Origin of the sequence: Rhizobium sp. Leaf371 (assembly GCF_001424045.1) — a bacterium.
Lineage (GTDB): Bacteria > Pseudomonadota > Alphaproteobacteria > Rhizobiales > Rhizobiaceae > Ferranicluibacter.
The window spans coordinates 552,168-572,559 of record NZ_LMQB01000023.1; the positions used below are offsets into that span (position 1 = coordinate 552,168).

Sequence of the window (20,392 nt, forward strand, 5' to 3'; positions counted from 1 at the left end):
ACAATGACAGCCACCACGCAATGACACCGGCGGATATGAACCTCGTCGTCGTGGGCGCGGCGGGCCGCATGGGCCAGACGCTCATCCGCACGATCCATGCCATGCCGGGCGTCACCCTGTCGGCCGCCGTCGAGCGCTCCGGCTCGCCCTTCGTCGGGCGGGATGCGGGGGAAATCGCGGGGCTCGGCCCCATCGGCGTTCTCGTGACCGACGATCCGCTCCGCGCCTTCGTCGAGGCCGAAGGCGTCCTCGATTTCACGGCACCGACCGCCAGCGTCGAATTTTCCGGGCTGGCCGCGCAGGCCCGCATCGTCCATGTGATCGGCACGACCGGATGCTCGGCTGCCGACGAGGCGCGCTTCGAGGCGGCGGCGCGGCATGCGCGTGTGGTCAAGTCCGGCAATATGAGCCTCGGCCTCAATCTCCTCGGCGTGCTCGTGGAACAGGCCGCCCGGGCCCTGCCTGCGGCCGGATGGGATCTCGAAATCCTGGAAATGCATCACAAGCACAAGGTGGACGCGCCCTCGGGCACGGCGCTGCTTCTCGGCGAGGCGGCGGCCCGCGGCCGCGGCATCGATCTCGATAGCCGGTCCGTGCGGGTGCGCGACGGCCATACCGGGCCGCGGGCCGAAGGCACGATCGGCTTTGCGACGCTGCGCGGCGGCTCCGTCATCGGCGAACATTCCGTCATGCTTGCCGGCGAAGGCGAGACCGTGACCCTGTCGCATTCGGCGACCGACCGTTCGATCTTTGCGCGCGGTGCCGTCACCGCAGCGCTCTGGGCGCGGTCGCGCAACCCCGGTTACTATTCGATGCTGGACGTGCTGGGGCTCACCGTCTGAGACCGTCCCGGCGCTTTCCCGACGTCAACACTGCAACAAGGAACGAACGATCATGAGCGGCACGCTTGTCCTGGTGCGTCACGGCCAGAGCGAATGGAACCTGAAGAACCTCTTTACCGGCTGGAAGGACCCCGACCTGACCCCGCTCGGGATCGAGGAAGCCGAGACGGGCGGCAAGGCGCTGGCCGAAACTGGCCTGAAATACGATATCGCCTTTACCTCCGACCTGACGCGGGCGCAGAAGACGCTGAAGATCATCCTCGACGCCGTCGGCCAGCCCGGGCTTGAGACGATCCGCGACCAGGCGCTGAACGAGCGCGACTATGGCGACCTCTCCGGCCTCAACAAGGACGATGCGCGCGCCAAGTGGGGCGAGGAGCAGGTGCATATCTGGCGCCGGTCCTACGACGTGCCGCCTCCGGGCGGCGAAAGCCTGCGCGACACCGGCGCCCGCGTCTGGCCCTATTACCTCACCGAGATCCTGCCGCGCGTGCTCAAGGGCCAGACGGTTCTCGTCGCCGCCCACGGCAATTCGCTGCGCGCGCTGGTGATGGTGCTCGACCGCCTGACCAAGGAAGAGATCCTGAAGCTCAACCTCGCGACCGGCGTGCCCATGGTCTACACGCTCAACGCCGATTCGACCGTCGCCACGAAAGAGGTTCTGGGCGACATGTCCGGCGCGCACTAAAAACACTTCAGCCGAGGCGGGGATGGATCAGACCTTCCCCGCTTCCCAGCCGAGCATGGCGCGCTTGCGCGTCAGGCCCCAGTGATAGCCGGTCAGCGCCCCGCTCTTGCCGATGGCCCGGTGGCAGGGGACGACGAAGGAGATGGGATTGCGGCCGATAGCGGCCCCCACCGCGCGCGATGCCTTGGGCTGGCCGATGCGCCCGGCGATCGCCGAATAGGTCTGCGCCCGGCCCATCGGAATATCGAGCAGGGCCTGCCACACCCGCACCTGGAAATCCGAGCCGATCAGCACGATCCGCAGCGGCTGCTCCGCCGCCCAGCGCCCGGGCTCGAAGATCCGCGCGGCATAGGGCGTCGTCGCCTCGGCATCCTCGACATAGCGGGCGTTCGGCCAGCGGCCGGCCATGTCTGCAAAACTCTCCCGCTCCTGCCCCGCATCGTTGAAGGCGAGGCCGGCGAGACCGCGCTCGGTCACCATGATCAGCGCCGTGCCGAAGGGCGAAGGGTGGAAGCCGTAGCGGATGGTCAGCCCGCCGCCCTTGAGCTTCCACTCGCCGGGCGACATCGCCTCATGCGTGACGAACAGGTCGTGCAGCCGCCCCGGACCGGACAGGCCGAGCTCCAGGCTCACCTCCAGCAGCGGCAGGCCTTCGGTCCCGAGCAGGCGCTTGGCATGGTCGAGCGTCACCGCCTGGAGAAAGGCCTTCGGCGTGAGGCCCGCCCAGCGCGTAAACGTCCGCTGCAGATGCGTCGGCGATTGCCCGAGCCGCGCGGCGAGGTCCTCGAGACCCGGCTGCTCGCGATAGTCGCCCGTCAGCAGTTCCACCACGCGGCAGACCGTCTCGTAATCGCTGCCCTCGGGCGTGATCTCGCTCGTCAGACGCGGCATGATGGTCATTGTCGTCTCCTCCTTCGTCGGCATCGGCGCGGTCGCGCAGCGCGATCTCGTCCGCGGGAGAACAGCACGTCCGGTCTGCCGCCGCCACCCGATTTGCGATGTCTCAGCCCCGCCGCTTCACCGTGGCGAGCGCGCCGGAAAAGGCGGTGGCGAAGGTTTCGCGGTCGTCGCGATTGAGGAAGGAGCCGATGTCGGTTGCGCGCAGGCGATCGCGGACCTGCATGGAGACGATACCGATCTCGTCGTGGCGGGCGACGTCGAAGCGGGTTGAGAACGGATTGAACCGGTGCTCGGTCATGCGCCCGGTCGCGGTGAACTTGCGCACGGCGACATCGGTGCGGGAAATGCTGACCTCCTCGCGCATGCGGGCCGAACGGTTGTTCAGCCAGAAGGCGCCGAACAGGAGCACGAAATCGAGCCCGAAGAACAGCACGACCGGCCAGGCGCCGATGACGAGGAACACGAAGACATGAACGAGGCTCATCAGCGCCGCGATGAAAAAGACGACGTGCAGGCCTTTCCGCCCGAGCGAGCGATAGGGCGTCAGCTCGGCGGCGAAAACGGGCGTTTCGGCGATGCGGTTGTCGGCGTTGCCATCGTTCATGGGCCGCCAGTATAGAGAAGAGATGAAAGACCCGAAACCGAAAACCGTGGCCCTTGCGGCCCTCGCCCCAGCGGCAAAGCCGCGCAGTCTCCCGTCCAAGACGACGACGGCCAGGTCGCGCGGCGCGCGCAAGCCGAAGAGCGCTTACACGCGGGCCGAGGTGGAGGAGATCTTCCGCCGCTTTTCCGTGCAGCGGCCGGAGCCGAAGGGCGAGCTGAACTACCTCAACCCGTTCACGCTGGTGGTCGCCGTGGCGCTCTCGGCGCAGGCAACCGATGTCGGGGTGAACAAGGCGACGAAGGGGCTGTTTGCCGTCGCGGACACGCCGGAAAAGATGCTGGCGCTGGGCGAGGATGCCGTGCGCGAGCATATCCGCACCATCGGGCTCTACCGCAACAAGGCAAAAAACGTCATCGCGCTCAGCGCCAGGCTGGTCGAGGCGTTCGGCGGAGAGGTGCCGCGCGACCGGGAGGGACTGGTGACCCTGCCGGGCGTCGGGCGCAAGACCGCCAATGTCGTGCTTTCCATGGCTTTCGGCCAGGCGACGATCGCGGTGGACACGCATATCTTCCGCATCGCCAACCGGATCGGGCTGGCACCGGGCAAGACGCCGGACCAGGTCGAGGATCACCTCGTCCGGGTGATCCCGGACCATTATCTCTATCACGCCCATCACTGGCTGATCCTGCACGGGCGCTATACCTGCAAGGCGCGGCGTCCCGAATGCGAGCATTGCGTCATCGCCGACCTCTGCAAGGCGGCGGAGAAGACCAATACGATCCCCGCCCCGCTGGTCGCCCTTCCGCCGCAGGTTTTCTAGGATGCCCTCCCCCCCCCCACCCGGCAGCTCTTCTGAGCCTCAGCGCCGTTCGGTGAGGCTGTAGAGCAGGGCTGCGGCCGGGAGGGCGAAGCCGAGGAGCGAGGCGCCCCACCAGCCGTAATGCGCGTAAAGCCAGGCTCCGGCGGCCGAGCCGACCGCGCCGCCGAGAAACGACGTCGCCATATAGAGGCCGTTCAGCCGGCTGCGATGCTCGTCGCCGAGCACATAGATCGCCCGCTGCCCGAGGACGAGGGTGGTGGACACCGCAAAATCGAGGCCGATGGCGGCGAGCGTCAGCACGGCGAGCGCCAGCGTCGAGCCTTCGGGCGCCAGATGGGTGACGAGGAAGGCGCAGGCGCCGCCGACGAGCGCGATGCGGGTGGCGGCAAAGCTCACGCCCCGATCGGCCAGCCGCCCGGCGATGGGCGCGGCCAGCGCGCCCGCCGCACCCGCAAGCGCAAACAGAGCGATGCCGATCTGGGTCAGGCCGAAGGCGGGGCTAGCCAGCAGCAGCGGCGTCACGGTCCAGAACAGGCTGAAGGCCGCGAACATGCAGGCCTGATAGGCCGCGCGACGGCGCAGCACGGCCTGCGTCATGAGCAATCTCGGCAGCGAACCGATCAGTGCGCCATAGCCAAGGCGCTGCGCCGGCACGCGGGGCGGCAGCACGCGGGCGAGGAACAGCGCAAGGCCCGTCATGGCGAGCGCCGAGAGCACGAAGACCATGTGCCAGGGCAGGAAGGCGGCGATGAAGCTCGAGACCGGGCGGGCGAGCATGATGCCGACCATCAGGCCGCTCATGACGTTGCCGACCGCGCGTCCGCGCTCGGCCGCCGGCACCATCTGTGCCGCATAGGGAACGATGATCTGCACCGCGACGCAGCAGAGGCCGATGGCGAACGCCGTCGCCAGGAAGGCTGCGGCCTGCGTCACCAGGCCGGCCGACAGCACCGCGAGAATGGACAGGCCGAGCATGACGAGGATGAGCTTACGGTTCTCGAAAAGGTCGCCCAGGGGCACGATCAGCAGGAGACCGAGGCCATAGCCTAGCTGGGTCAGCGTGACGATCAGCCCGGCCGTATCCGGCGAGAGCCCGAGCGCAGTGCCGATCGGCCCGACGAGGGGCTGGGCGAAATAGAGGTTCGCGACGATGAGGCCGCAGGCCGCGGCGAGAACGAGGTTCAGGCGTCCCGGGAGGCCGTTCCCCTCCGGCTCTCCCCGTCTCTCCGGCTCTCCCGTCCCGCCCGTCTTCGACACGGTGGCCGGCTTCGGCGTGATGGCCGTCATGAGCGCTCTCCATTCCCCGGCACCTGTCGATAAGGCACCTGTCGTAAAGGCTCTTCTCCCGAGAGCCCTGCCCCCGCGACAAATGAACGACATCCGGCGGGGCATGATGCGGCCGATATGGCATGCTTGCCCCACCCTTCGCAACGCGGCATTTGCACGCGCGATGCGCCCCTGCTCGATACCCTGTGCGACGCCGGGCGCCAAAAGATCTTTCAAAGCGCGAGAATTCGATTAAGACCGAAGCCCGGCCACAGTGTTTTTCCAGGCGGGGTTCATGACCACATTCGACGTCCTGACGATCGGCAATGCCATCGTCGATATTATCGCACGCTGCGAAGAGCGGTTTCTCACCGATAACGGCATCATCAAGAGCGCGATGAACCTGATCGACGCCGAGCGCGCCGAGCTGCTGTATTCGCGCATGGGCCCGGCGCTCGAAGCCTCCGGCGGCAGCGCCGGCAACACGGCGGCCGGCATTGCGAGCCTTGGCGGCAAGGCCGCCTATTTCGGCAAGATCGCCAACGACCAGCTCGGCGAGATCTTCACCCACGACATCCAGGCGCAGGGCGTCCACTTCCGCACGCAGCCGCTCGACACCTTTCCGCCGACCGCGCGCTCGATGATCTTCGTCACCGAGGATGGCGAGCGCTCGATGAACACCTATCTCGGCGCCTGCGTGGAGCTCGGCCCCGAGGACGTGGAACCCGATGTCGTCGCCAGTGCCGCCGTCACTTACTTCGAGGGCTATCTCTGGGACCCGCCGCGCGCCAAGGAGGCCATCCGCGACGCCGCGCGCATCGCCCACGAGAACGGCCGCGAGGTCTCCATGACCCTGTCCGACAGCTTTTGCGTCAACCGCTACCGCGCCGAATTCCTGGAGCTGATGACGAGCGGCACGGTGGACATCGTGTTCGCCAACCGGGCCGAAGCGCTGGCGCTCTACGAGACCGAGGATTTCTCCGAGGCGCTGACGCGGCTCGCGCGCGATTGCCGGCTTGCGGCGGTCACGATGAGCGAGGAAGGCTCCATCATCGTGCGCGGCAATGAGCGCATCAAGGTCGAGGCGACCAAGGTGTCGCGCGTCGTCGATACCACGGGTGCCGGCGATCTCTATGCCGCGGGCTTCCTGTTCGGCTACACGGCGGGCAAGCCGCTCGATATCTGCGGCAAGCTCGGCAGCCTTGCGGCCGGCATCGTGATCGAGCAGGTCGGCCCCCGCCCGATGCTTTCATTGAAGGATGCCGCGGCCAAGGCGGGCCTGCTGTAGCGCCTGTCCGGCCGACATGTCCTGTGAACCCCTGTTCACGGGACATGGCCGCACGTTTCACGCGCGATTGCAGGCTACTTGAAGGCTTCGCCGGGATAGGCGCCCCAGATCTCGGTCTGGACGATCCAGCCTTCCGCGCCTTGCGCTTCGGCCTTGCACCATTCGCCGGTGCATTCGCCGATGTGCAGCATCACGCCCGGCTCGATGCGGGCGACGATGCCGGCGCCCGATTGCGGCTCGCGGCGCATGTTGACGAGCACGCCCTGTCCCTTGCCGCGCATCCACGGGGCGGCCAGCGCCGTGCGGGCCCCCGACAGCAGCGCCTGGTTGACCCAGCCTTCCGTGCCGTCGGCATCGCGCACGCGGCGCCAGTTGTCGTATTCCTGGATGATCTCGACCGGCACGCCGGGCTTCAGGTAGCGCCAGGACACGGCATAATCGACGCTCGGGCCGACGCGCAGGTTGACGCTTTTCGATTTCAGGCTGACGAAGCGCGGCAGCGGCAAGCCGCTTGCGCCCTTGGCCGCCTGCGCCCAGGCTTGCCCGGTGACGTCGGGGACTGCGAGGGAGCCGACGGTGGCGGCGGCAAGCAGGACGGCCATGAGGCCGCATCTCGCGACCCGCTGCCCGATCATGCCGAGATGGAACTGGCGCATGGCAATATCCGTTTTTCAAACCGGGTCGCGACAGGCCTTGCGACCTCCGGCCTGTGCCGTCGGTATCGAAAGGCTGGTTGTGTTGGTCTTCCGGTGCGTCTCTGCTAGATAACGCTCTGAGGATACGATCCATCATCTTGGTTAAGAAGCCGTCAACGCGGTGCGCCGCCTGGCGTGGTCCGGGGAGAGATTTGACGATGACGCAGAGACAGAGGCCCAAGGTCTACATCACCCGCAAGCTGCCCGACATCGTCGAGACCCGCATGCGCGAACTCTTCGACGCGACCCTCAATATCGACGACAGCCCCCGCAGCCAGGAGGAGCTGGCCGCAGCCGTGGCTGAGGCAGACGTGCTGGTGCCCACCGTCACCGACCGGATCGACGCGGCTCTCATCGAGCAGGCCGGGCCGAAACTCAAGCTGATCGCGAGCTTTTCGAACGGCGTCGACAATATCGACGTGGACGCTGCCGCCCGGCGCGGCATCACGGTGACGAACACGCCGGCCGTGCTGACCGAGGACACGGCCGACATGACGCTCGCCCTCATTCTCGCCGTGCCCCGGCGGCTGACGGAGGGCGCGGCTATTCTGGCCGACCGCCGCCACGACTGGGCCGGCTGGTCGCCGAACTGGATGCTCGGACGGCGGATTTCCGGCAAGCGCATCGGCATCGTCGGCATGGGCCGGATCGGCACCGCCGTCGCCCGGCGCGCCAAGGCCTTCGGCCTGTCCATCCACTACCACAACCGGCATCGCGTCAGCGCGGAGACCGAAGCGTCGCTGGAGGCGACCTATTGGGACAGCCTCGACCAGATGCTCGCCCGCGTCGATTTCGTCTCGGTCAACTGCCCCTCGACGCCCGCGACCTATCACCTGCTCTCGGCGCGAAGGCTGCAGCTGATGCAGCCGACGAGCTATCTCGTCAACACGGCGCGCGGCGGCATCGTGGACGAGACCGCGCTGATCAAATGCCTGCGCGAAGGCCGCATCGCCGGCGCCGGGCTCGACGTCTACGAAAACGAGCCGGCCATCAACCCGAAGCTCGTCAAGCTCGCCTCCGAGGGCAAGGTGGTGCTGCTGCCGCATATGGGCTCGGCCACGCTCGAAAGCCGGGTGGACATGGGCGAGAAAGTCATCATCAACATCCGCACCTTCTTCGACGGCCACCGCCCGCCCGACCGCGTGCTGCCCGGCCGCAACTGAGCCGTCACACGGGTTCGGCTGCGCCTGCGACGCACGTCCGATCCGTTGACGCGCGACGGAAATGTCTTACACTGTCTTACGTTTTGCAGGACAGGAGATGCCCATGGCCAGATCGCAGACATCGGACTCCGTCACGCTTCGCGTGCCTTTAGATGTGCTGGCCAGCATCGAGGCCATCGCGGAGGCGACGGACCGGTCCAGAAGTTACATCATCGTCCGCGCCCTGAAGACCTATCTTCTCAACGAAGGCGCGGATGTCCTGTCGCAAATGCGCGGGCGGGACCAGATTGCGGCCGGTGACGTCGAGGACATCGACGATCTCATCGCCGACGTGGACAGGATCGCCGCCGGCCACGCGGCATGACGCAGGTCAAGGTGTCGAGAGAGGCAGCCGATTTCGTCAGGAACGAGGCTGCCTATCTCCGTCGCCGCAATGCGCATGCCGCTCAGCGTTTCTCGACAACGGTCCGGCGCGCGCGAGATATCTTGAGGACGTTCGACGAAGCCGGAAACGTCACGCACGGCCTTCCTATCCGTGGCGGGCTGACCCTTGTCGTTGATGCCTATCTGTTTGACGATCTACGCGAGGACGGCGTTGTGAACATCATAGCCGTTCGGCACGGCCGGATGCTTCAGCGCGTGCCGGACGTCGAGGACGACATCCCCCAAGACCTTGCCATCGACGAGCCCGTTTGAACCGTCTTTAACAGCGTAGCGCGGTGCCCATCGCCCGCCGCGAAGACGGCGCGCCTTCCCTAATCCGCATGGCGGCGCTTGTAGCGGATGGTATCGAAACGGGCGGCGAGGGCATCGTAGAGCAGCAGGCGGCCGACGAGGGGGTCTCCGGCGCCGGTGATCAGCTTGATCACCTCCATGGCCTGCAGCGTGCCGATGACGCCGGTCAGGGCGCCGACGATGCCGGCTTCGGCGCAGGAGGGCACGGCGCCGGGCGGCGGCGGCTCCGGGAAGAGATCGCGGTAGCGCGGCGCCGGGCGGCAATTCCTGTCGGACGTCCAGGGCATAAGCACGGTCAGCGAGCCGTCGAAGCGGCCGACGGCGCCGGTGACGAGCGGGATGCGCAGGGTCTCGGCGGCTTCCGCCACGAGATAGCGCGTGTCGAAATTGTCCGAGCCATCGACCACGATGTCGTAATGGCCGAGCGTTTCGGAGACGGTGTCGGACGTCAGCCGGAACGGCAGCGGACGAACGGTCACATGCGGGTTCAGCCGCGCGACCGTGTCCCCCGCGCTGTCCACCTTGGGGGTGCCGACAGCCGCGGTCGGATGCACCACCTGACGCTGGAGATTGGAGAGCGACACCACGTCGTCATCCACGATGCCGAGCGTGCCGACGCCGGCCGCAGCGAGATAGAGGATGACCGGCGCCCCGAGCCCGCCTGCGCCGACCACCAGAACGCGCGCCGCCTTCAGCGCCTGCTGCCCCTGCCCACCGATTTCCGGCAGCAGGATGTGTCGGGCGTAGCGGTCGATCTCTTGTGGCGACAGGGGCGGCGACAAGCGCGATGTCAGGGGAGGTGCCAGGGGCGGTGTCAGATGCGTTTCCGGTGCTTCGGCCATGTCGCCAGTCTCACTCGAAAACCTGGCCGTTGGCAACCGTCAGGAACTGGGCTCGATCGCCGAGCGCCGAGAACATGGCACGGTCGGTGCCGGTCATGAAGGCCTGTCCGCCGAGATCGTCGACGATGTCGAACAGGGCCGCGCGGCGGCCGGCATCGAGATGCGCGGCGATCTCGTCGAGCAGCAGCACCGGCGCGTGGCCCGTGAGGTCGGCGACCAGCCTTGCATGCGCCAGCACGAGGCCGACGAGCAGCGCCTTCTGCTCGCCGGTCGAGCAGCGCTCGGCCTCGATGTTCTTCGCCCGGTGGCGGATCAGGAGGTCGCTGCGGTGCGGGCCTTCCAGCGTGCGCCCGGCCGCCCCGTCGCGCCAGCGGCCGAGCCGCAGCCGCTCCAGATAGTCTTCCTCCAGATCGAAGGCCGGGCGGTGCCATTCGCCGTCGAGAAAGCCGGACAGCGCCAGATCCGCCTTCGGAAACGTGCCGTCATCCGGGCTGCGGTCGATGAGGGCGGCGAGCAGGCCGAGCATCTCGTTGCGGGCGAGCGCCATGGCGATGCCGAGTTCGGCCAGCTGGCGCTCCAGCCCGGTCAGCCAGACGGGATCGGCGCCGGGTTCCGAGAGCAATTTGTTGCGGCTGCGCATGGCGCGCTCGAAATCGGTCGCCCGCCGCCCATGGTCGGGGTCGAGCGACAGGACGAGCCGGTCGAGGAAGCGGCGGCGGTCGCCGGAGGCGCCGGTGAACAGCCCGTCCATGGCCGGCGTCAGCCAGAGCACGCGCAGATGGTCGAGCAGTTCGTCGATCGCCTTGGCATTGGTGCCGTTGAGGCGCAGACGACGCGCCTGGCCCTCCTCGGTGCCGAACGTGCCGGTGCCGATCTCGACATCGCCCTGCATGCCCTCGAGGACGGCGAAGACCGAAAAACCGGCCTCTGCACCCACGCGCGGAACATCGGCATAGGCCGCGCGTCGCAGGCCGCGCCCCGGCGACAGGAAGGAGACGGCTTCCATGAGATTGGTCTTGCCGGCGCCGTTCTCGCCGGTGAGCACGACATGGCGCGCGTCGAGATCGAGCGAAAGAGCCGCATAATTGCGGAAATCGCCGAGCTTCAGACGGGACAGGGAGACTTTTTGCGGCATGCCGTCCGGCTCTAAGCTTTCCCGCGATGGCTGACAAGCGGGCGGGCCGCTTTCACCCCTGTTGCCCGGTCCCGGTGCCGTCCAGCTCGGGATAGTGGCGGAAGATGCAGCTTTCGTTGAAAGGGATATGGCGGTCGGAGGCGCGATAGGCGGCGATGTTCGGCAGGCTCGCGACATCGCGGCGAAGGGCGTCCAGATGCGGCCAGCGGTTGCCAAAGGCGCTCATGGCCTGCGGGAAGGCATAGTGCAGGCCTTCGAGCAGATGATGGAGCGACAGGTCGCCATAGGTCAGCGCCGTGCCGATGATGTGCTTCGGCCCGTCCGGATGGGCCGACAGCACGCGCTCGAAATAGTCGAGATATTTCGGGATGCGCACTGTCCGGAAATCCGCCGCCCGGCGTTTCGCCTCCGGCTTCTGGTCCTCGTAGTAGAGGCCGGTCGCGACCGGGTGGTGGGTGTCGTGGGCTTCGGCCACCATGTCGGCGATCGTCATCTGCAGGCCATTGAGGCGATGGCGCTCGCCTTCGCTGTCCGGCGCCAGACCGAGGCGAGGACCGAGATAGAAGAGGATATTGGCCGTCTGCGACAGGATCAGGTCGCCGTGCTTCAGGAAAGGCGGCGCAAAGGGCGCGTCCGCGCGGGTCTCCTCCAGGATGTCCAGCATCCGGTCGGTGCCGTCGGACCCGCGGGCGATGTCCACGTAATCGGCGCCCGCCTGTTCGAGTGCGAGCCGCACGAATTCGCCGCGGCCGGGAAGGCCGTCCCAGTAATAAAGCTCATAGGTCATGACAGGCATCCTTGCGCGTTCAGGCTCCAAGAGATGGGGCAGAGAACGGCGAGGGCAATGATGAGGGCAATGATGAGCGCAATGACGAAGCTCCATCATGACGACGGCCGGACGCAGTCCTGCGCCCGGCCCTGTCCATACCGATCCGTGCCAGTCAGCCCTCGAAGAATTCCTTCATCCGGGCGAAGAAGCCGGCGGATTCGGGATTGTTGTCCTTCGACGAGATCTCGGCGAACTCCTCGAGCAGCTCGCGCTGGCGCTTGGTCAGCTTCTGCGGCGTCTCGATGCCGATCTGGATGTAGAGGTCGCCCACCTGCGTCGAGCGCAGCACCGGCATGCCCTTGCCCTTCAGGCGGAACTGCTTGCCGGCCTGCGTGCCCTCGGGAACGGTGACGCGCGACTTGGTGCCGTCGAGCGTCTGCACGTCGAACTTGCCGCCGAGCGCTGCCGTCGTCATCGAGATCGGCACGCTGCAATAGAGGTCTGCGCCGTCGCGCTGGTAGAACTCGTGCGGCTTGACCGACAGGAAGATGTAGAGGTCGCCCGAGGGACCGCCACGCAGGCCGGCCTCGCCTTCGCCCGACAGGCGGATGCGGGTGCCGTCCTCGATGCCGGCGGGGATGTTGACCGAGAGCGACCGCTCTTCCGTCACGCGGCCCTGGCCGTGGCACTTGGTGCAGGGATCGGGAATGATCGTGCCGCGGCCCTGGCAGGTCGGGCAGGTCCGCTCGATCGAGAAGAAGCCCTGCGCGGCGCGCACGCGGCCGGAGCCCTGGCAGGTGCCGCAGGTCGTCGGCTTGGTGCCGGGCTTGGCGCCCGAGCCGGAACAGACGTCGCAGGTGATCGAGGTGGGAACCCGGATCTGCGCGGTCTTGCCGGCATAGGCCTCCTCCAGCGTGATCTCCATGTTGTAGCGGAGATCGGCGCCGCGCTCGCGGCCGCCGGACGAGCGCTGGCGCTGGCGTCCGCCGCCCATCATCTCGCCGAAAATGTCCTCGAAGATGTCGGAGAAGCCGGCCGCACCACCGCCCATGCCGCCGCCACCGCCGCCGCCCATGCCGCCCTGCTCGAAGGCCGCGTGGCCGTAACGGTCGTAGGCGGCCCGCTTCTGCGGGTCCTTCAGCGTCTCATAGGCCTGGTTGATTTCCTTGAAGGTCTTTTCCGATTCCGCATCGCCCGGATTCTTGTCCGGGTGGTATTTCATCGCCAGCTTGCGGAAGGCCGCTTTCAGCTCCTTCTCGTCGGCTGTCTTTGCAACACCGAGTGTTTCGTAAAGATCACGTTTCATGTGGTCGCGCGTATCCCGTTGAACCGCGGCGACAGGACCGGCCGTCGGCCGTCGCCAGATTTCATTGAGCCAGATTTCGTTTCGCCGAATGCCCTTGACAAGGATTTAGGAAATCCTGTCGTCCGATACCATAGCGAATCCGCGCCGGTTCCGGCTTTTTCGTCGAAATGAAGGCAAGAACCGTGCCCGCAGCCCGTATCGTGCGCTACGAAAAAGGCCCGGAACCTTCGCTCCGGGCCTCATCTCATGCGCGCGAGGCCTTCGGGCCTTACGCGGACTTCTTGCGGTCGTCCTCGTCGCTGACGTCTTCGTAGTCGGCATCGACGACGTTGTCGCGGGCGGCATCCGCTGCGGCATCGGCATTGGCCGCGTCGGTCTGCTGCGATTCATACATCGCCTGGCCGAGCTTCATGGACGCTTCCAGCAGCGTCTGGGTCTTCGCCTTGATGTCCTCGGCGTCCGGCTCGGAAGCCTCGACCGACGTCTTCAGCGCGGCGATCGCGTCGGAGATGGCGGTGCGATCGGCTTCGGTGACCTTGTCGCCATATTCCTTCAGCGACTTCTCGGACGAATGGATCAGGCTTTCGGCCTGGTTCTTCGCCTCGACGCCGTCACGACGCTTCTTGTCGTTCTCGGCATTGGCCTCGGCGTCCTTCACCATCTTCTCGATGTCGGCGTCGGACAGGCCGCCCGATGCCTGGATGCGGATCTGGTGCTCCTTGCCGGTGCCCTTGTCCTTGGCCGAGACGTTGACGATGCCGTTCGCGTCGATGTCGAAGGTGACTTCGATCTGCGGGATGCCGCGCGGTGCCGGGGGAATGCCGACGAGGTCGAACTGGCCGAGCAGCTTGTTGTCCTGCGCCATTTCGCGCTCGCCCTGGCTGACGCGGATGGTGACGGCCGACTGGCTGTCTTCCGCGGTCGAGAAGGTCTGGCTCTTCTTCGTCGGGATCGTCGTGTTGCGTTCGATCAGACGGGTGAAGACGCCACCGAGCGTTTCGATGCCGAGCGACAGCGGGGTCACGTCGAGGAGCAGGACGTCCTTGACGTCGCCCTGGAGAACGCCGGCCTGGATGGCCGCGCCGAGGGCGACGACTTCATCCGGGTTGACGCCCTTGTGCGGCTCCTTGCCGAACAGCTGCTTGACGACTTCCTGCACCTTCGGCATGCGGCTCATGCCGCCGACGAGCACGACTTCGTCGATTTCGGAGGCGGACACGCCGGCATCCTTCAGCGCGGCCTTGCAGGGCGCGATCGTGCGCTGGACGAGATCGTCCACCAGCGCTTCGAACTTCGCCCGCGTCAGCTTCAGCGTCAGGTGCTTCGGGCCGGAGGCGTCCGCCGTGATGAAGGGCAGGTTGATTTCCGTCTGCTGCGACGAAGACAGCTCGATCTTGGCCTTTTCGGCGGCTTCCTTGAGGCGCTGAAGCGCGAGCTTGTCGTTCTTCAGGTCGATGCCCTGGTCCTTCTTGAACTCGCCGGCGAGATATTCGACGAGACGCATGTCGAAGTCTTCACCACCGAGGAAGGTGTCGCCATTGGTCGACTTCACTTCGAAGACGCCGTCGCCGATTTCCAGAACCGAGACGTCGAACGTGCCGCCGCCAAGGTCGTAGACCGCGATCGTCTTGCCTTCGGTCTTGTCCAGACCGTAAGCAAGGGCTGCCGCCGTCGGCTCGTTGATGATGCGCAGCACGTCGAGGCCGGCGATGCGGCCTGCATCCTTGGTGGCCTGGCGCTGGGCGTCGTTGAAGTAGGCGGGAACGGTGATGACGGCCTGCGTGACCTTCTCGCCGAGGTAGGATTCAGCGGTTTCCTTCATCTTCTGAAGGATCATGGCCGAGACCTGCGACGGGGACTGGTTCTTGCCGCCGGCCTTCACCCAGGCATCGCCATTGTCGCCCTTGACGATCTCGAACGGCACGAGGGCCTTGTCCTTGGTGACCGTCGGGTCTTCGTAGCGGCGGCCGATGAGGCGCTTCACGGCGAAGAGGGTGTTTTCCGGATTGGTGACGGCCTGGCGCTTGGCCGGCTGGCCGACGAGGCGCTCGCCATCATCCGAGAAGGCGACCATGGACGGCGTCGTGCGCGCGCCTTCCGCATTTTCGATGACCTTCGCGTCCTTGCCGTCCATGACGGCGACGCAGGAGTTGGTCGTTCCCAGATCGATACCGATTACTTTTGCCATGTCGTTCTCTCCTTGCAGCGGACTGTCGGAACCCGGTCAGGCATTCGTGCGACAGCCCCTAGGGATGCTCTTGTCGTGTTGTGCCGCGGCCCGGAAGCCTTGGACGTGCGGCGTATATAAGGACGGGATTTTTGCTGTGCAAGGCGTCGAAGGCCCTGAAGGCGGTGAAAAGAAAGGCGGAGCCGAAAGAGTTTAGGCCGGATTCCGGACCCGCACGCCTGCGCCGCGCCGTCAAGCCCCACCCGGGCCCCACCCAGGCCCTAGCGAGGCCCCGGCCAACCCCAAGCCAGGCCCAAGCCGGGCCCAAGCCAGGCCCAAGCCAGACCCAGATCAACCCCCGGTCAGAATATCGAACAGGGTGGTGCGGCGCGTCGGCGGCGTGGCGCCCGTGGTCTGGCCGACATCGGCCGGCGGCACGAGGCCCCCGTCCGCGGCATCCATGGACCCGCCCTGCGCGGGCGGCATTTCCGCATCCGCCACCGGCGCATCCGGATAGACATCGGCCGGCTTCCGCCCGAAGGCGCCGGAGATGACATCGCCGATGGTGCGCTGGATGCCCGGATCCTCGAACGAGGGCTGGATGCCCTTCGTGCCGAAGATCGGCGACGGCGTCAGCCCCTCGTGCGCCTCGGCCATATAGGTCGCCCAGGCCTTGGCCGGCAGGCCGCCGCCCGTCACCTTCTTCATGGAGGTGCCGTCGTCATTGCCGAACCAGACGCCGGTCGTCAGGTTGCTGGTAAAGCCGACGAACAGGGCATCGCGGAAGGACTGCGTGGTGCCGGACTTGCCGGCGACCTGCCAGCCCTTGAGCTTGGCGTTCTTGCCCGTGCCGCGCTCCACCACGCCCACCATCATCTGGTTCATCTCCGAAACGATCTCCGGATCGAGCACGCGCGGCGGGTTGTCGTAGGTGTTCTCGTAGAGCACCTTGCCCTCCGTCGTCAGCACCCGCTTGACGATGTGCGGCGTCGCCTTGAACCCGCCGTTCATGAAGGGCGCGTAGGCCGAGGTGAGCTCGAGCAGGCTGACCTCGGACGTGCCGAGCGCGATGGAGGCGTTCGCCTGCAGCTCCGATTCGATGCCGAGGCGATGGGCGAGCTTGGCCACCTGCGGCGGGCCGACCTCCATGACCAGCTGGGCCGCGATGGTGTTCAGCGAATTGGCGAGCGCATCGGCGAGCGACACCTCGCCGCGATATTTCTGGTCGTAGTTCTCCGGCGTCCATTTGCCGATGCGCACGGGCGCGTCGTTGCGGATCGACATCGGCGTGCGGCCGATCTCCATGGCCGCGGCATAGACGAAGGGCTTGAAGGCCGAGCCCGGCTGGCGCTTGGCCTTCACCGCGCGGTCGAACTGGCTGTCGGCATAGTCGCGCCCGCCGACGAGCGCGCGGATCGCGCCGGTCGCATCCACCGAGACGAGCGCTGCCTGCGAGGCGCGCGACTTGGTGCCGCTTTCCTTGAGAATGGCGGCCAGCGTCGTCTCGGCCTTCTTTTCGAGATCGAGATCGAGCGTGGTTTCCACGACCAGATCCTGCTTGACCGTGCCGACGAGGCCCGGAAGCTGGTCCATGACCAGATCGGCCGCATAATATTGCGCGCCGGACCAGAAGCTCTTCGCCTTGGTCGGCGGCTGGGACATGGCGGTCTTCACCTCGTCGTCGGTGATCAGCCCCTCTTCCCGCATCGCGCCCAGCACCACTTGCGCCCGCTCCTCGGCCGCCTTCGGGTCGCGCGCCGGCGACAGGCGCGAGGGCGCCTTCAGAAGGCCGGCGAGAAGGGCGGCTTCACCGAGGTTCACGTCGCGGGCCGACTTGTTGAAGTAGCGCTGCGAGGCGGCCTCGACGCCGTAGGCGTTGGAACCGAAGAAGACACGGTTGAGGTACATCGCAAGGATCTGGTCCTTGGAATATTTCTGCTCCAGCCAGAAGGCGAGCAGCACCTCCTGCACCTTGCGCTCCAGCGTGCGCTCGGGCGACAGAAACAGGTTCTTGGCGAGCTGCTGCGTCAGCGTCGAGCCGCCCTGCACCATGCGCCCGGAGGTGACATTGGCAAAGACCGCACGGGCGAGGCCGAGCGGATCGACCCCGAAATGCGAATAGAACCGCCGGTCCTCGATGGCCATGACGGCCTGGGGAATGAAGGGCGACATGTCCTCGAGCGCGATCGCCTCGCCGCCGGTCGCGCCCCTATTGGCAAAGGTATCGCCGTCGACGGCGAGGATCTTCACGTTGGGCGGGCGTTCCGGAATGCTCCAGCTCGTCGCATTCGGCATGCGCGAGCCGTAATAGAGCACGAGGCCGCCGACGCCCATGGCGCCCCAGATGCCGGCGACGATGCACCAGTAGACGAGCGACCGGACGAACCCGAACAGGCCGCCGCCGCCGCCGCCCCGCCGGCCGCCACGGCCCTTGAGGGACCGGCGCGGCGCCTTGCCGCTCTTCGCTTTTCGGGAGGCGGCCGTTTTGGTGGAGGGCCGACCGCTCACGCGGTCACTCGCATCGACGCGGATTCCATCGTCGTCCCCGCTCGAAAAGGAGGGATCGATGCGGGGACGTGAACGAGATTTGCCTGCCATACCGGGATGTGACCGCTCCGTGTTCGCGCCTGATATGCGCCTGGGTGTCGCCTGGAAAAGAACGACCGGCGCGCCGCCCAAGCCGTTGCCCCAGCCGTTGCCCAAGCCGTTGCCCAAGCTGTTGCAGGGTGCGGTGAACTGTAAATGCGGCGATTTAACGGGGCGTTAACGACCTTCGTCAGTTGCGGGCGCCTATCGCGGGCGCCTGTCGCGGCGTCTAGCGCCGTTGAGGGAGGGCGCGGCCGATCAGCCGGTCGTATTCCTTCTCCGGCTCTCCATAGGAGGCCCCGGCAATGTCTTCGAGACGAGTGCGGTCGAGGATGCGGATATTGCCGCGGGTCGCCTTGATGGCCTTCATGCCTTCGATGACATGCAGCTCGTTGGTCACGCCGGAGCGCCGCACGCCGAGCATGATCGACAGGAATTCATGGGTCAGCGGCAGATCGTCGCCGCCGATCCGGTCATGGCACATCAGCAACCAGCGCGCGAGACGCTCATGCATATTGTAGCGCGCATTGGCGAGCGCGGAATGCGCGACCTGGATCTCGCTGCAGTGAATGTAATTCATCAAGAGCGTATTGGTCTCGCCATCCTGGAGAATGTCGAGCACGGCTTTCGCGGGAACGCGGATACCGGAACCGGGCGCCTGCATGAAGGCCCGGTTCGGCGTGCTCATCACCTTCAGAAGGACATGCGCACCGACCAGCCCTTCCGAGCCGATATGGCCGACCTCGATATCCTCTGCATCGGCGCTCGTGGCCACGAGAGAGCAGAGGCCGCTTTCGATGAACGTCACGAAGGGTGTGGGAAGATGCGGTTCCACGAGAACGTGCCGTGCGGGAAGATCCACGCGCTCCAGCAGCGGCTGCAGCCTGGCAAAGATAGCCGGCGTCATCATTCGCAGCAGATTGTTGCGGACGCTTTCCCGCTCCAGTGGCGCCATGGTCATTCCTCGCCGGGTAAGAGCCCGGACTCATACCATTGCTCCACACGCTGGTATTTCGAAGCTTATGCGGCAGTCTGGACGACTTCGCCACCACATCACCGGCATCTGTACGATTCTGACATTACGCCGCAGAAACGGGCAGGACTGCATCAAATAACGTCACAAAACACATCGTTGAATACATTCTTAATATATAATGTAATTGGTGATAGCGATTCATAAGCGATGCGAAAAGAAATTTGTCATTGATGACGAAAATATTTTCAATGCAACGCCAATACAGCCAAAAGCTGAAATACAACCGTCCGGAAGCTCTGTGCCGAAAATGTCCGCAGGGTGGTTCCCGGTGAGATGCACGGCCGCGACAGGATCTTGCTTGGATGTGCCGTCGATGCGGAACGGCAGGCGCGACACAGCGCACAAGGGAAAATCGGATTCGACGTTTCCGACGCCTTCTGTAAGAATTGCCGAATACTCAAGGAAATGAATGTTCGCGGCAACGAACGATAATGCAGCGTTCGCCCTGCTCCCGGAGCGTGCAAAATGGAACGAAACACGGAATGACGCGTTCGCCCCCTGTCAAACACAGGGAACCCGTCATGAACAACATCATCTACATCGTCGGTCTGGTCGTCGTCGTCCTCGCTGTCCTCTCCTTCTTCGGACTGCGCTGAGCCGACACCGACGGATATCAGGTCTCAAAGCCCCGCTCGCCGGGGCTTTTTGCCGTCTGAGGGATGGCGGTCCGCAGACGGTTTCGCCACCTCGCGCCGGCACGGGAACAGGCACACGGTGTCTGGCGCAAAGGATTTTTCAGAGAAACGGTTTCGGTCTTCCGGCTTTTGCCATAGGGTTTTCCGAAGAGTGCCGCCGGTTGCGGCGCCGACCATGGTAGACGCCCGTGACATCAACGACCCACTATCTCTGCCTCCCGCCCCGCGGCCTTTCGCCCCGACGCCCCCGGCGTGGCGCGCGCTCGTGAAAACGCAGGAAGATCTTGCGATCGCCGTGCGGCGCATGCAGCAGCAATATGAACGAGGCCGCATGGACCGCGACATTCTGCGCGGCTGGGTGCTTGGCCTGTCCTCCTATCCGCCGCCGCACGGCGCCGCCGTCGAGGCGCTGAAGGCCTGGTTCGGTCAGCGGACGCCGGAGATCACGCCGGAGGTTCGGGACCGGGACATCGCGATGCTGGCGGCGGTCGCCGATCTGCCCGTTGCGCGTGCGCGCAGCGGCATGTGAGATACGGATGGCATCAAGGACGGACGCCTCAGCATATCTTCCGCGCAATGGCGGCGGGAGCAGGACAGGACGAAGAGGAGCAAGGACCCATGTCGAACGATAATGAACCGGAAATGGAATATTCGGAGCTTTCCGGCGAGTTTACCGAAGACGGCGTCACCGTGCTGGTCGATATCTCCCGTCCGGCCGGTACCAACCTCGACTGGCGGATGCTGGTCCTGACGCAGGAAGAAGACGTGACCGAGTGGGAAGACCCCTTCCCGACCGACCGCGAGGCCTTCGACGAGTTTTTGGCCACCGTCGCCCGAGAAGGCATCCGCTCCTTCTTCGGCGACGAGGATCCGCCGACGCTGCAGTGATCGACGTTTCAGTGATCTCTGGCTTGG

At 65.9% G+C, this 20,392-nt stretch carries 20 protein-coding genes; 9 read left to right on the forward strand and 11 right to left on the reverse strand.

Annotation, left to right across the window (positions count from 1 at the left end; genetic code table 11):
* Nucleotides 1-20: 20 nt before the first annotated feature.
* Together dapB and ASG39_RS13390 are read left to right on the forward strand one after the other, a co-directional pair.
* Nucleotides 21-842 carry a 4-hydroxy-tetrahydrodipicolinate reductase gene (gene dapB, locus ASG39_RS13385; RefSeq protein WP_062595444.1) on the forward strand — a complete coding sequence of 274 codons (822 nt, stop codon included), beginning with the start codon at nucleotides 21-23 and terminating at the stop codon, nucleotides 840-842.
* A 52-nt stretch (nucleotides 843-894) separates the two neighbouring features.
* Nucleotides 895-1,530 (forward strand): 2,3-bisphosphoglycerate-dependent phosphoglycerate mutase, encoded by a 636-nt coding sequence (locus ASG39_RS13390; RefSeq protein ID WP_062595445.1) that lies wholly within the window; start codon nucleotides 895-897, stop codon nucleotides 1,528-1,530.
* A 27-nt stretch (nucleotides 1,531-1,557) separates the two neighbouring features.
* Here the strand turns inward: ASG39_RS13390 and ASG39_RS13395 are convergent, their stop codons facing one another.
* Together ASG39_RS13395 and ASG39_RS13400 are read right to left on the reverse strand one after the other, a co-directional pair.
* The gene (locus ASG39_RS13395) at nucleotides 1,558-2,430 is read right to left on the reverse strand and encodes a bifunctional helix-turn-helix domain-containing protein/methylated-DNA--[protein]-cysteine S-methyltransferase (RefSeq protein ID WP_062595608.1); all 873 of its coding nucleotides are present in this window, start codon (nucleotides 2,428-2,430) and stop codon (nucleotides 1,558-1,560) included.
* 103 nt (nucleotides 2,431-2,533) lie between these two features.
* Nucleotides 2,534-3,034 (reverse strand): DUF2244 domain-containing protein, encoded by a 501-nt coding sequence (locus tag ASG39_RS13400; RefSeq protein WP_062595446.1) that lies wholly within the window; start codon nucleotides 3,032-3,034, stop codon nucleotides 2,534-2,536.
* A gap of 22 nt (nucleotides 3,035-3,056) precedes the next feature.
* On the opposite strand from ASG39_RS13400, the gene nth reads away from it, so the two are divergent.
* The gene (nth, locus tag ASG39_RS13405; protein ID WP_062595447.1) at nucleotides 3,057-3,854 is read left to right on the forward strand and encodes an endonuclease III; all 798 of its coding nucleotides are present in this window, start codon (nucleotides 3,057-3,059) and stop codon (nucleotides 3,852-3,854) included.
* Nucleotides 3,855-3,893: 39 nt separating this feature from the next.
* Here the strand turns inward: nth and ASG39_RS13410 are convergent, their stop codons facing one another.
* Complete coding sequence (locus ASG39_RS13410; protein WP_082477223.1) at nucleotides 3,894-5,141, reverse strand: MFS transporter; 1,248 nt, start codon at nucleotides 5,139-5,141, stop codon at nucleotides 3,894-3,896.
* 274 nt (nucleotides 5,142-5,415) lie between these two features.
* On the opposite strand from ASG39_RS13410, the gene ASG39_RS13415 reads away from it, so the two are divergent.
* Nucleotides 5,416-6,408, forward strand: a complete 993-nt coding sequence (locus ASG39_RS13415; RefSeq protein WP_062595610.1) for an adenosine kinase — start codon at nucleotides 5,416-5,418, stop codon at nucleotides 6,406-6,408.
* A gap of 74 nt (nucleotides 6,409-6,482) precedes the next feature.
* Here ASG39_RS13415 and ASG39_RS13420 read toward each other — a convergent pair whose 3' ends face one another.
* Entirely contained in the window at nucleotides 6,483-7,010 is a 528-nt protein-coding gene (locus ASG39_RS13420) for an SH3 domain-containing protein (RefSeq protein WP_062595611.1), read from the reverse strand.
* Between the two features lie 251 nt (nucleotides 7,011-7,261).
* Here ASG39_RS13420 and ASG39_RS13425 point away from each other — a divergent pair, with 251 nt between their 5' ends.
* From ASG39_RS13425 to ASG39_RS24345, 3 genes are all read left to right on the forward strand, one after another.
* A complete protein-coding gene (locus tag ASG39_RS13425) occupies nucleotides 7,262-8,266 on the forward strand; it encodes a D-glycerate dehydrogenase (RefSeq protein WP_062595448.1) in 1,005 nt (334 codons plus the stop codon).
* Nucleotides 8,267-8,369: 103 nt separating this feature from the next.
* Nucleotides 8,370-8,630 (forward strand): ribbon-helix-helix protein, CopG family, encoded by a 261-nt coding sequence (locus tag ASG39_RS13430; protein WP_062595449.1) that lies wholly within the window; start codon nucleotides 8,370-8,372, stop codon nucleotides 8,628-8,630.
* A 122-nt stretch (nucleotides 8,631-8,752) separates the two neighbouring features.
* The gene (locus ASG39_RS24345) at nucleotides 8,753-8,962 is read left to right on the forward strand and encodes a hypothetical protein (RefSeq protein ID WP_210168572.1); all 210 of its coding nucleotides are present in this window, start codon (nucleotides 8,753-8,755) and stop codon (nucleotides 8,960-8,962) included.
* Nucleotides 8,963-9,021: 59 nt separating this feature from the next.
* On the opposite strand, the gene moeB is transcribed toward ASG39_RS24345, so the two are convergent.
* From moeB to ASG39_RS13470, 7 genes are all read right to left on the reverse strand, one after another.
* On the reverse strand, nucleotides 9,022-9,843 hold the full coding sequence (gene moeB / locus ASG39_RS13440) for a molybdopterin-synthase adenylyltransferase MoeB (protein ID WP_082477225.1): 822 nt from the start codon (nucleotides 9,841-9,843) through the stop codon (nucleotides 9,022-9,024).
* Between the two features lie 10 nt (nucleotides 9,844-9,853).
* On the reverse strand, nucleotides 9,854-10,978 hold the full coding sequence (gene recF / locus ASG39_RS13445) for a DNA replication/repair protein RecF (protein ID WP_062595451.1): 1,125 nt from the start codon (nucleotides 10,976-10,978) through the stop codon (nucleotides 9,854-9,856).
* Between the two features lie 52 nt (nucleotides 10,979-11,030).
* The gene (locus ASG39_RS13450; RefSeq protein ID WP_062595452.1) at nucleotides 11,031-11,765 is read right to left on the reverse strand and encodes a glutathione S-transferase; all 735 of its coding nucleotides are present in this window, start codon (nucleotides 11,763-11,765) and stop codon (nucleotides 11,031-11,033) included.
* Between the two features lie 154 nt (nucleotides 11,766-11,919).
* Nucleotides 11,920-13,053: a molecular chaperone DnaJ gene (gene dnaJ / locus ASG39_RS13455; protein ID WP_062595453.1), complete on the reverse strand. Its 1,134-nt coding sequence runs from the start codon at nucleotides 13,051-13,053 to the stop codon at nucleotides 11,920-11,922.
* Nucleotides 13,054-13,321: 268 nt separating this feature from the next.
* Nucleotides 13,322-15,241, reverse strand: coding sequence for a molecular chaperone DnaK (gene dnaK / locus ASG39_RS13460; protein WP_062595454.1), 1,920 nt, complete (start codon nucleotides 15,239-15,241; stop codon nucleotides 13,322-13,324).
* Between the two features lie 330 nt (nucleotides 15,242-15,571).
* On the reverse strand, nucleotides 15,572-17,818 hold the full coding sequence (locus tag ASG39_RS13465) for a transglycosylase domain-containing protein (protein WP_062595455.1): 2,247 nt from the start codon (nucleotides 17,816-17,818) through the stop codon (nucleotides 15,572-15,574).
* A gap of 217 nt (nucleotides 17,819-18,035) precedes the next feature.
* Nucleotides 18,036-18,761 carry a Crp/Fnr family transcriptional regulator gene (locus tag ASG39_RS13470; RefSeq protein WP_062595456.1) on the reverse strand — a complete coding sequence of 242 codons (726 nt, stop codon included), beginning with the start codon at nucleotides 18,759-18,761 and terminating at the stop codon, nucleotides 18,036-18,038.
* A 981-nt stretch (nucleotides 18,762-19,742) separates the two neighbouring features.
* Between ASG39_RS13470 and ASG39_RS13475 the strand changes: the two genes are divergently transcribed.
* Together ASG39_RS13475 and ASG39_RS13480 are read left to right on the forward strand one after the other, a co-directional pair.
* On the forward strand, nucleotides 19,743-20,006 hold the full coding sequence (locus ASG39_RS13475; protein ID WP_062595457.1) for a hypothetical protein: 264 nt from the start codon (nucleotides 19,743-19,745) through the stop codon (nucleotides 20,004-20,006).
* 89 nt (nucleotides 20,007-20,095) lie between these two features.
* A complete protein-coding gene (locus ASG39_RS13480) occupies nucleotides 20,096-20,365 on the forward strand; it encodes a hypothetical protein (protein WP_062595458.1) in 270 nt (89 codons plus the stop codon).
* The last annotated feature ends 27 nt before the right edge of the window (nucleotides 20,366-20,392 follow it).